Below are 11,188 nucleotides of genomic sequence, written 5' to 3'. Positions count from 1 at the left end.
TTCTTGGCATCAAAGCGTTTCGGGCTCTCCAGCCGACCATCGCAATGACTGACTGGGTTTTAACTAATGTAATCTAGGCATTCGGACCTATATTGAAGTTCGATGCTTTGATCTAAAAGGGGATCATACAGTTCGGCACGAAACTCTGTCGCCGGGCGAACGCCCCCAATAGGTGGAAGTGTTCCGCACAACATCGCCGAACAATCGATATTTTCGATTTGGGCGCTTAACGTTGCAAGGGGCAGGATTTGTTCCAGAGCACCATCCTGATACAACACCCAATCGCCTTCCTCTTTGATCCATGCCATGAATTTAATCAGCCCTTGAGCGACGGGTCTGTAACGAGCTATGCGCCGCTTGGGAACAGAATCGGGTAGAGTGTCGCGATCAACAACAATGCCATGATGATGTTGAACGCGCGCAGTCGTGCCGTGTTGGTCAAGAACCGTCGCATTTGTTGGCCTAGGATTGTCCAGCTGCTCACAGAGGGCAGATTGACGAGACCAAAGATCACAGCAACCAATCCGACCGCTGCCAAGGTTTGGCTGGGAGCGTAGAACGTGATTGCGGTCAGCGCCATCGTCCATGCCTTTGGGTTCACCCATTGAAAGGCCGCTGCCTGCAGAAACGTCATTGGCACGCCACCAGTTTCGGGCGCATCGGGTGCTTTGGGGGTCGCCGTCGCGATTTTCACAGCAAGATAGACCAGATAGACGACGCTAAAGACTTTGAGGATCATGTGGCTCACTGGAAAAAGATCAAAGAGCTGCACCAGCCCGACGCCAACCAACACAATCATCAGCATGAACCCCAACGCCACGCCCAGCATGTGCGGCACCGTCCGCAGCAGTCCGAAATTTGCACCCGACGCCATGAGCATCAGGTTGTTCGGCCCCGGCGTGATCGAGCTGACAAAGGCAAAGCCCAAAAGAGCGGTGAAGAGTTCATAAGTCATCTTTACAACTTATGACCACTTGACAGGAATAAAATTGCAAAGTTGCATGGTTTCACGCTATTTCTGCAATCCATGAGTAAAACTGACGACATTACCCGCAATATCTGACGACATTACCCGCAATATATTGCGTACGCTACGCGCGATGGCCGGATCAGCAATCTCGAGCTGGCCGAACAGGTCGGTTTGTCCCCATCCGCATGCTTGCGCCGTGTCCAAGAACTTGAACGTGCAGGAATTATCAAGGGCTACCGTGCGGTTCTGGACCCTGATCAAATGGGCAAGGGCTTTGCGGCCTATGTTGCCGTCGGTCTGTCCGAGCATACGAAAATGGCGCAAGAGGCCTTTGAGCGCGCAATGGATGCGACATCGGATGTTGCTGAATGCCACAACATCGCGAGTGCGTTTGAATATCTGTTGCGAGTCGAGGCACGCGATCTGAACAGCTACAAACGCTTTCACACCGAAGTTCTCGGCACTGTCCCGCAAGTGAACTCGATCACGTCTTACATCGTCATGGGCAGCCCAAAGGACGATCGCGCCTGAACCCTGCAACAAGACACAAAAAAACGGCGATACCAGGGAGGATGGTATCGCCGCTCTTTTTGTTTGGCACCGTCACAGGGAGGAGGAAGATCGGGTGCCAATGTATGAGCGCTTAGCAGGGAGGAGGAAGCCTCGCGCTCAATCTCGGAAATTAGATGCCGTATGCCGCCTCAAGAGCGAGGGCTGCGATCTTGCCGCGTCCGATGCCCAGATCAGCAAGGTCGCGATCTGACAAATTTTGCAGTTCGGCGTACGTTGTTTTGTACGTCTTGTACTGCGCGTGGCGGGTCCGTAGGTCAGCAGCGATTGCTGCGAAGCGGTCAGAAATGCTTGGTGCGCCGATGCGCGAAGTTGTTACAAATGCCATTTCTATGGTCCTTTCGATTTGGTCAGTGCCGTATTGCCCCGACACAGATGAAAATAGTGAATTGCTGCGTATGCACAATGGATTAGATAGCAATGCCGCTATGCAGCAAATGCATAAGTAAGACTGACCTAACGGCAAGTTCGGCCGACTGTGTCGCAGGGCGCAGACTGGACTGTTCTGCAGATCTGGATCAACTGTCACTAACCACAGTCTGTCGGGGGACATCCGATGCAGGGGTCAGAAAAGACCGCCCCGCCGGGCCAACAATGGCGACAGGACATGCCTAGGTTTGGCCTGCCTCGATTTGCCAAGCGGGTGGTCTCTAGCAAGCCGGACCAAGGAATAGACATCGCAGGGCTCTCGGCGGTGCCGTTCAACGCAACTGCTGCGATGATCGATGCGTTGCCACAGATAACGATGTCTGCAGATTTCCATTGTGTCACAACATGGAGCGTCGCAGGCGTGACATGGCAGGGTGTTTCATTCAAAGCGTTCTATGACGCTTTGCTTGCGACCCAAGACACGCCAGTCACGGGTCTTGGGTTTGCGGCGGTCCATGCACATGATGAGTATCGCGCGTCCTTTCATCTCGCTGATCTTTTGCAGGACAACGCGCTCCTTGCTGTTGAAATGCCCAATGCCAAAATCAGCACCAAACATGGGGTGCCGTTCCGTTTGGTCATGCCTGATCAATACGGGTATAAGAACGTAAAGAACGTAAAGCGTATCGAATTCCTGCCTGACCTGCGGTCATATCGGCCACTGGGGTTGCGGTTTATGGAGCATCCGCGCGCGCGTGGCCCACGAAGAACGGGCGCGGGGGATACCGGGGGTGCTTCTTCGGTGGCCTTACCGCGGGATGATCCGCGACACCGTCGCGACTTTCGAACATGAATGGCACCAGAACGGTGGTCACTGAGGCGGCGCGTCGCCTATGACGCGTGTGGCTTTGGTGGTGTGATCGGACCTGCTGTGCATCGGTCCCGCGTCAATTGACCCCTTGCGAAGCCGCGCAATTCACGACACGACAGGGCGCAATACAGATGCGGTATATAAGAGGACACATCACATGGCTTTGGATCGCGACACAGTTCTAAGCGCACTTTCCCGGATCAGCTTGCCCGATGGTGGCGATCTTGTCAGTCGTGACATGATCCGAGCGTTGACGCTGGAAAACGGCAGTGTCCGCTATGTGATCGAGGCACCCACGCCAGATGCCGCTCGCGCGATGGAGCCGATCCGCGCCGCCTCTGAGCAACTAGTTGGGGTGCTTGAGGGCGTCACTTCGGTTTCGGCTCTCTTGACGGCCCATGGCCCAGCTACGCCTGCAGCGCCTGCTGCACCAGCTTCGGCACCGCCCGATCTCAAAATTGGCCGCCACCCCCAGCCGCAATCTGGCCCAGCTGGCGTTCCCGGTATCGACCGCATCATTGCGGTTGGGTCAGGCAAGGGTGGGGTGGGCAAATCCACAGTGTCCTCGAACCTCGCTGTGGCGCTCGCCAAGCAGGGGCGCAAGGTTGGTCTGCTGGATGCTGACATCTACGGCCCCAGCCAGCCGCGTATGATGGGGGTGAGCAAACGCCCGGCATCGCCCGATGGCAAAACAATCATTCCTCTTCAGGCGCATGGTGTCACCATGATGTCGATTGGCCTGATGGTTGATCCTGAAACCGCCATCGTTTGGCGCGGTCCCATGTTGATGGGTGCCTTGCAGCAGATGTTGGGTCAGGTCGAGTGGGGCGAGCTTGACGTGCTTATCATTGATCTCCCGCCAGGTACTGGCGATGTGCAGCTGACACTCTGCCAAAAGACGGAATTGACTGGCGCAATCGTGGTCTCAACACCCCAAGACGTGGCGCTTCTCGATGCGCGCAAAGCGCTTGATATGTTCAAGACGCTCAAAACACCTGTCTTGGGGTTGATCGAGAATATGTCCTCTTATGTGTGCCCGTCTTGCGGTCATGAGGCGCATATCTTTGGTCATGGCGGTGTCGCAGGCGAAGCGAAAAAGATTGGCGTGCCGTTCTTGGGCGAGTTGCCTTTGCACCTAGATGTGCGGACGGCTGGGGATGGTGGAACCCCGATCGCAGCGGGCGAGGGGCCCTTGGCTGACGCCTATTCTGACCTTGCGAAGCGCCTGATCGAAGGTGGTCTGGGATAACGCCCCACCCAAAACATACAAATTACGTAATTCGGGCCTGAAATTACGCAAATTACATGAAATGAACGAATCAAACGTGGACATCGGTGCGCGTTTTTTCGTTTTTGGCGTCAGGGAATGCTGGGGGAAACGGACACTTCATAGACCATCCGAATATATTTTGGGATTTTATGGCCCAATCTGGGAATTCTATCGATGCACTATATCTAGTGCCATGTTGTGATTTCAATCACCACAAAGTGTATATTTTTGAGAAAATCGCTGATTTTGAGCGTCTGAAACTTGGCATAAGTGACTCAATCTCCCAACATTTCCCAAATTTTCTATTGATTACCATGAATTCCCAGCGCATAAATAACTCACACCAAGCGAGACGGCATAAGGGGCACAACAAGAACCCCACCGAGGCGAAGCAAGGTTTCATGCAGGCACCGCTTACTTGGACGAAGAGATCCGGCGCGCGAGCGAGCAGACATCCCCCCAGGTGGCGCGCGCAGTCGGACACCCCGTAAGGGACCAGGCGGCGGATTGATCAGTGGCAGCAGATCGATCCGCCGTTCCTACGTTTAGGGTCCGGAACTCACAGTTTTTTGGGGGGGAGTATAGCAGAGAGGCCGCGGGACAGTGGCACGCAGGTTCAGAGGCGAATTCCACCAGAAGGTGGACAGCAAGGGGCGGATGTCTATTCCCGCCTCCTTTCGCCGTGTTCTGGAGGCAGGTGATCCCGAATGGGCCGATGGTCTGAACCCGCAATTGGTTGTGCTTTATGGCGACCACCTGCGTGACAGCCTACATTGCTACACGATCGAAGCTTTTATGGAGATCGAGGATGACATCCTCTCTCTGCCGCGCGGCTCGGACGAGCGTCGCTATTTGTCACGCACAATTTTGGGTCAATCGCTGACCACGGATATGGACAAGGACGGGCGGCTGGTGCTGCCCAAACGGCAACGCGACAAGATCGGGTTGGATGAACAGGTCTTTTTCATCGCGGCCGGTGACCACTTCCAGATTTGGAAGCCCGAAACCTATGATGATGTAGAGGCAGGTGTTGTGCCCGAAGCTCTAAAAGGGCAAGCAGACGACTTTGACCCTCTTATTCTTTTGGATCAGGCGAGGGATTAAGTGATGGTTGCTGCCGCATCCTCCCCAAATGACGCTCCTCATATTCCTGTCTTATTGCGCCCGTTGCTTGTGGCCTGTGCACCTGTGTCTGGACGTTGGCTGGACGGAACCTTTGGCGCGGGTGGTTACACTCGCGGGTTGATCGATGATGGTGCTGACGTTGTTTACGGTGTTGATCGTGACCCGCTTGCCTTTGATATGGCGGCGCCTTGGGTTGGCGAGTACGGGGACAAGATCAAACTGGTTGAGGGCACGTTTTCTGCACTCGATACCTATGCTGATGATCTTGACGGTGTTGTTCTCGACCTTGGGGTTAGCTCGATGCAACTAGACCTCGCCGAGCGTGGTTTTTCGTTCATGCGGGACGGACCGCTGGATATGCGGATGAGCCAATCAGGCCCGTCGGCTGCGGACATTGTGAATAATGCAGATGAGACAGCGCTTGCGAATATCTTGTATGATTTTGGCGAAGAACGCGCTTCGCGCCGGATCGCACGTGCGATCGTCAAGGCACGGCCATTGAACACGACGCTTGAATTGGCGGCTGTGATCGAAAGCTGCCTGCCGCGTCCAAAGCCAAACCAATCGCACCCTGCGACCCGCAGTTTTCAGGCCATTCGGATCGCAGTGAACGACGAATACGGCGAGCTGGCCGAGGGTCTGATGGCGGCTGAACGGGCGTTAAAGCCTGGTGGATTGTTGGCGGTTGTCAGTTTTCATTCGGTTGAGGACCGCATGGTCAAACGGTTCATGCAAGAACGCGCGGGCAAAACTGGACGTGGCAGCCGCTATGCGCCAGAAACCGAGGCCATCGAGGCGGCGTTTGAGATTGTCACACGCAAGGCGGTGGGTCCCGATGATGATGAATTGCAAGAAAACCCGCGGTCACGGTCGGCCAAGCTGCGCGTCGCGCGGCGCACCGATGCACCATCGGGTGAGATAGACCGAAAAACAATCGGCATGCCCGGGGCGGGGAGACGCTAGATGCGCAGTTTGCTATATACATGTTCTGCGGTGGCTGTGATGGCCTTGGCCTTTTGGGCCTATACCGAGAACTACAAAACCCAAGATTCGATCCGCGAAGTGCGCAATCTGCACCGTGACATTGGTGTGCAACGTCAACGTCTTAGCGTGCTGCGGGCGGAATGGGCCTATCTTAATCGCCCCGACCGCTTGCGCGATTTGGCCGAGCTGAACTTTGATCGTTTGGGACTGTTGCCATTGGCACCGGAATCCTTTGGTCGGATTGATCAGGTCGAATATCCACAGCCAGATTTGGGTCCGATTTTGAACCCTGTAGAAGTATCCAGTGACGGAGCGACAAACCCATGATCCGCACGCCTCTTCGCCCTCTGGCCCGTATCTTGAAGGCCCGCGAAAACGGTGAAAACCCTAACGCGATCGAACGTGAAAACATCCGTTTGCGGCACGAGGAAATGCGCGACCGCGCTCGCACCCGTGCCGAAGGCCGTTTGTTGGTTCTAGGCATCATGTTCTTTTGCGCCTTTGCCGTCATTGGCGCGCGCATGGGGCTTTTGTCCGCGACCGAACCATCCGAGCCGCGCGCTGCAGCGTCTGGCAACTCGATCATCGAGCAGCGATCAGACATTGTTGACCGCAACGGGCGTATTTTGGCGACCAACCTTGATACCTATTCGGTCTACGCCCAGCCGCCGCACATGATCGACCCTGAAAATGCGGCGACCCAATTGGCGGCTATCTTCCCTGATTTGAAGGCTGAAAAATTGCTCGAGGACTTTACGGGCAGCCGAAAGTTCCTGTGGATTAAGCGTCAGATCAGCCCAGAACAGATGCAGGCAGTGCATGATATTGGCGATCCGGGTCTCTTATTTGGTCCACGCGAAATGCGCCTGTACCCGAACGGCGCGGTTGCGTCGCATATTTTGGGTGGCGCGAGCTTTGGCCGTGAAGGTGTTGATAGCGCTGAAGTTATTGGCGTTGCTGGTGTTGAAAAGAACTTTGACGATTTCCTGCGGGACCCTGCAAACGAAGGCGCCCCTTTGGAATTATCGATTGATCTGACGGTGCAGGCCACGGCTGAGCGTGTGTTGGCGGGCGGCATGTCCCTGATGAACGCCAAAGGTGCAGCATCTGTGTTGATGGATGTTCATACTGGCGAGATCATCTCGATGGTGTCGTTGCCTGACTTCGACCCTAACGAACGGCCTCAGGTGCTGACCGAAGGCGACCAGTCGGACAGCCCGTTGTTCAACCGTGCGGTCCAAGGCGTCTACGAGCTGGGTTCCACGTTCAAGATATTTACAGCGGCTCAAGCGATCGAGCTGCGGTTGGTGAATGCAGACACATCCATTGATACCTCGGGTCCGTTGGTTTGGGGCCATCACAAAATTCGCGACTTCCGTGACTATGGTCCCTCGCTCAGCGTCACAGATCTGATCGTAAAATCCTCAAACATCGGAACTGCCCGTGTGGCGATGATGATCGGTGCGGCGCGACAGCGCGCCTTTCTCGACCAACTCGGCATGACCACGGCGACGCCAGTGGAAATGGTCGAAGCCCCCAGCGGCCGGCCATTGTTGCCAGCACGTTGGACCGAGATTTCGACAATGACGATCTCTTATGGTCACGGCATTTCGACCTCACCTGTTCATCTTGCGGCGGGCTATGCGTCGTTGTTGAACGGTGGCACAAGGGTCGAGCCAACGTTGCTGCGTCGTGATACGCGCCAGCGTGGCGAGCGTATCGTGAGCGAACAGACCTCGGCCCTTGCGCGTAATATGTTGCGTCAGGTTGTTGTGCGCGGAACCGCTAGCTTTGGCGAAGTCCCGGGTTATGCCGTTGGCGGCAAGACCGGCACTGCGGACAAGCCAAAAGAACGCGGCGGCGGATACTATGATGACAAGGTCATCGCGACTTTTGCGTCGGTCTTCCCGGCCCACGATCCGAAATATGTGCTGATTGTCACGTTGGATGAGCCAGAGGAAACGTCTGGTTCGAAGCCACGCCGTACGGCGGGTTGGACTGCTGTTCCGATCGCCGCAGAGATGATCCGGCGGACCGCTCCGTTGCTTGGGTTGCGACCAACCGTTGAACCCACTGGCCCGATAGGTGTAACACTCACCTCGAATTGATACGGCAAGGGCTCAGGGCATGGCGGATCACCGCAAAACACTCAGCGATCTCGGTCTGACAGCATCTGGTGGCCGCAAGGCTGATGTGACGGGCCTAGCAGTCGACAGTCGCGAAGTTCGCGACGGATTTCTATTTGCCGCGCTGCCGGGCAGCAATGTGCATGGCGCCACTTTTATCCAAACGGCTATCGAACGCGGTGCGACTGCGATCCTTACCGATCCGGCGGGTGCACGTTTGGCAGCTGATGTGCCGTCTGCATCGGACGTGGCGGTCGTATTGGCGGATGATCCGCGCCAAACTCTGGCCTTTGCGGCGGCGCTCTGGTCGGGTGGGCAACCAAACACGATGATCGCGGTTACAGGCACCAACGGCAAGACGTCCGTATCGACGTTTTGTCGCCAGATTTGGGTCGAAATGGGTTATGCTGCGGCTAATTTAGGCACCACAGGTGTCGAAGGGGCGTGGACCGCCCCGCTAAATCACACCACACCTGAACCGATTACATTACATCGCACCTTGGCAGAAGCGGCCAGCGCGGGCGTGACCCACGCCGCGATGGAGGCATCGTCGCACGGATTAGATCAGCGTCGTCTGGACGGTGTGCGGATCATGGCCGCTGGTTTTACGAATTTCACCCAAGACCACTTGGATTTCCACGAGACGTTTGAGGCGTATTTTGAGGCCAAGATGGGGCTCTTTACACGTGTCTTGGGCGACCAAAGCACCGCAGTTGTGAACCTTGACGATCCCAAGGGCCCTGAAGTGGCTGAAATCGCATACGACCTTGGGATTGACGTTATCGGCGTTGGGCGTTCTGAACATGCTGACCTACAGCTTTTGGCGCAGTGGTTTGATGCAACGGGTCAGGATCTGCGTTTTGATTTCGAAGGCAAAACCTATGTAAAGCGTCTAAACCTGATCGGTGGGTTCCAAGCGGACAACGTGCTGCTAGCGGCCGCTTTGGTGATTGCCTGTGGTGCGGACGCTGACGAGGTCTTTGATACCTTGCCGCATTTGACGACTGTGCGTGGGCGAATGGAATTGGCTGCGACACGTGACAATGGTGCGGCGGTTTTCGTTGACTATGCTCATACGCCAGACGCTGTGGCGACTGCACTATCTGCGATGCGTCCTCATGTGATGGGCCGTTTGATCGCTATCATCGGGGCAGGGGGTGACCGTGATGCCACCAAACGTCCGTTGATGGGCGAAGCCGCGATGCGCGAGGCTGATCTGGTGTTTGTCACCGACGACAACCCCCGCAGCGAAGATCCAGCCGTGATTAGAACGGCCGTTATGTTGGGCGCACCCGAGGCCACAGAAGTAGGTGACCGCGCCGAGGCTATTTTGCGCGGGGTTGATGCCCTGCGTCCCGGCGACGCGTTGTTGATCGCGGGCAAAGGCCATGAGACGGGTCAGACCATCGGTGATGATGTTTTTCCGTTTAATGACGTCGAACAGGCAAGCCTCGCGGTAGAGGCTTTGGACGGAGGTTTGGCATGACCTTGTGGACAGCAACTGATGCGGCTGCAGCGACGGGCGGGAGAACCTCAGGCGAATGGGCTGCATCAGGCGTTTCAATCGATACCCGAACGATTGCCAAGGGTGATCTATTCGTAGCGCTAGCGGATATTCGGGACGGCCATGACTTCGTTGGAATGGCGCTGGACAAAGGGGCGGCTGCAGCGTTGGTCACTCACCGACCTGAAGGTGTCGCCGATGACGCGCCTCTGTTGATTGTCCCCAATGTACTAAAGGCCCTCGAAGATTTGGGATCTGCGGCCCGTGCACGAACAGGGGCCAAGGTGATCGGCATCACCGGCTCTGTTGGTAAGACATCGACCAAAGAAATGCTGCGCACTGTTTTGCAGGCCCAAGGCAAGATCCACGCGGCCGAAGCGAGCTATAACAATCACTGGGGCGTTCCTTTGACGCTCGCGCGGATGCCGCAGGACACGGAATTTGCGATCATCGAAATAGGGATGAACCACGCAGGTGAAATTGCACCTTTGGCGAAAATGGCGCAGCTTGATGCGGCCATGATCACAACGGTCGCGCCTGCACATCTCGAAGCTTTTGGATCTGTCGCAGAGATTGCCGTTGAAAAGGCCGCAATCACCGAAGGATTGAACGGCCCGTTGATTGCCAATCGTGATATCGAAACATGGGATGTCATCCGTGATGTGGCCGCTGCTGCAGAGACACAAGTGACATGGTTTGGCGCCCAAGCCGATGCATTTGTCCTGACGGATGTGCGTCTGGCGGATAGCGCTACGGTCATTGTCGCCGAATTTAACGGCACACCACTGCTGATCAAGCTCAGCGTTGCTGGTCGCCACTTTGCGATGAACGCCTTGGGCGCCGTCGCGGTTTGTGACGCGGTTGGCGCCGATATCGCACGCGCTGCGATGGATATGGCCAACTGGTTGCCCCCAGCGGGGCGCGGCACCCGCGAGACATTGCGGCTGGATACGCAAAATTCAGATGACACCGTTGATCTGTATGATGACGCGTTCAATGCCAATCCAACATCGATGAGGGCCAGCCTCGAAGTTCTGGCCGCGACCCAACCCCGTGACAATGTAGGCCGGATCGTCAAAGGACGCCGGATCGCTGTGCTGGGTGATATGCTAGAGCTGGGCTCAGCCGAGATGCAAATGCACGCCGATATGGCGGCGGATCCTAGCCTCCCTGCTGTGACGGTTGTCCACTGTGTCGGGCCGAGAATGCGGAGCCTTTATGATGTATTGCCCGAAGGGCAACGAGGGCAATGGGTCGAGATTGCGGGCGAATTGGCAGGTAAGGCACATAGTTTGATTGATGCGGGCGACGTGATCCTAGTTAAGGGATCAAAGGGCAGCAAAGTCAGCCTGATCGTTGACGCACTGCGTAAACTGGGGCATCCGAGAGATGTCTAACA

At 56.1% G+C, this 11,188-nt stretch carries 12 protein-coding genes; 9 read left to right on the top strand and 3 right to left on the bottom strand.

The genetic code is table 11. The annotated features are described in order from the left end of the window. Nucleotides 1-59: 59 nt before the first annotated feature. A complete protein-coding gene (locus tag TR2A62_RS05950) occupies nucleotides 60-350 on the bottom strand; it encodes a DUF2848 family protein (RefSeq protein ID WP_255346170.1) in 291 nt (96 codons plus the stop codon). Beyond that, nucleotides 347-955: a LysE family translocator gene (locus TR2A62_RS05945; protein WP_009158131.1), complete on the bottom strand. Its 609-nt coding sequence runs from the start codon at nucleotides 953-955 to the stop codon at nucleotides 347-349. The genes TR2A62_RS05950 and TR2A62_RS05945 overlap by 4 nt, the downstream gene beginning before the upstream one ends. Before the next feature lie 126 nt (nucleotides 956-1,081). Here TR2A62_RS05945 and TR2A62_RS05940 point away from each other — a divergent pair, with 126 nt between their 5' ends. Further along, complete coding sequence (locus tag TR2A62_RS05940) at nucleotides 1,082-1,501, top strand: Lrp/AsnC family transcriptional regulator (RefSeq protein ID WP_040820296.1); 420 nt, start codon at nucleotides 1,082-1,084, stop codon at nucleotides 1,499-1,501. 151 nt (nucleotides 1,502-1,652) lie between these two features. Here TR2A62_RS05940 and TR2A62_RS05935 read toward each other — a convergent pair whose 3' ends face one another. Further along, on the bottom strand, nucleotides 1,653-1,868 hold the full coding sequence (locus TR2A62_RS05935; RefSeq protein WP_009157558.1) for a DUF1127 domain-containing protein: 216 nt from the start codon (nucleotides 1,866-1,868) through the stop codon (nucleotides 1,653-1,655). 228 nt (nucleotides 1,869-2,096) lie between these two features. Here TR2A62_RS05935 and TR2A62_RS05930 point away from each other — a divergent pair, with 228 nt between their 5' ends. From TR2A62_RS05930 to murF, 8 genes are all read left to right on the top strand, one after another. Continuing rightward, nucleotides 2,097-2,762 carry a molybdopterin-dependent oxidoreductase gene (locus tag TR2A62_RS05930; protein WP_009159212.1) on the top strand — a complete coding sequence of 222 codons (666 nt, stop codon included), beginning with the start codon at nucleotides 2,097-2,099 and terminating at the stop codon, nucleotides 2,760-2,762. 175 nt (nucleotides 2,763-2,937) lie between these two features. Continuing rightward, entirely contained in the window at nucleotides 2,938-4,029 is a 1,092-nt protein-coding gene (locus TR2A62_RS05925) for an Mrp/NBP35 family ATP-binding protein (protein WP_009158595.1), read from the top strand. A 624-nt stretch (nucleotides 4,030-4,653) separates the two neighbouring features. Further along, nucleotides 4,654-5,154, top strand: a complete 501-nt coding sequence (gene mraZ / locus TR2A62_RS05915) for a division/cell wall cluster transcriptional repressor MraZ (protein ID WP_009158948.1) — start codon at nucleotides 4,654-4,656, stop codon at nucleotides 5,152-5,154. A 3-nt stretch (nucleotides 5,155-5,157) separates the two neighbouring features. Further along, nucleotides 5,158-6,138: a 16S rRNA (cytosine(1402)-N(4))-methyltransferase RsmH gene (gene rsmH / locus TR2A62_RS05910; protein WP_009158159.1), complete on the top strand. Its 981-nt coding sequence runs from the start codon at nucleotides 5,158-5,160 to the stop codon at nucleotides 6,136-6,138. Next, nucleotides 6,139-6,486: a hypothetical protein gene (locus TR2A62_RS05905; protein WP_009160462.1), complete on the top strand. Its 348-nt coding sequence runs from the start codon at nucleotides 6,139-6,141 to the stop codon at nucleotides 6,484-6,486. Beyond that, nucleotides 6,483-8,267, top strand: a complete 1,785-nt coding sequence (locus TR2A62_RS05900) for a penicillin-binding protein 2 (RefSeq protein WP_009157492.1) — start codon at nucleotides 6,483-6,485, stop codon at nucleotides 8,265-8,267. Before TR2A62_RS05905 ends, TR2A62_RS05900 begins: the two co-directional genes overlap by 4 nt. Nucleotides 8,268-8,286: 19 nt before the next feature. Next, complete coding sequence (locus TR2A62_RS05895; RefSeq protein ID WP_009157603.1) at nucleotides 8,287-9,771, top strand: UDP-N-acetylmuramoyl-L-alanyl-D-glutamate--2,6-diaminopimelate ligase; 1,485 nt, start codon at nucleotides 8,287-8,289, stop codon at nucleotides 9,769-9,771. Next, nucleotides 9,768-11,186: a UDP-N-acetylmuramoyl-tripeptide--D-alanyl-D-alanine ligase gene (gene murF / locus TR2A62_RS05890; protein ID WP_009160241.1), complete on the top strand. Its 1,419-nt coding sequence runs from the start codon at nucleotides 9,768-9,770 to the stop codon at nucleotides 11,184-11,186. The genes TR2A62_RS05895 and murF overlap by 4 nt, the downstream gene beginning before the upstream one ends. Nucleotides 11,187-11,188 lie beyond the last annotated feature (2 nt).

The organism is Thalassobium sp. R2A62 (assembly GCF_000161835.1).
Taxonomy (GTDB): Bacteria; Pseudomonadota; Alphaproteobacteria; order Rhodobacterales; family Rhodobacteraceae; genus Thalassobium.
The sequence above is the reverse complement of the archived record's forward strand: the minus strand, read 5'-3'. Positions and strand labels throughout refer to the sequence as shown.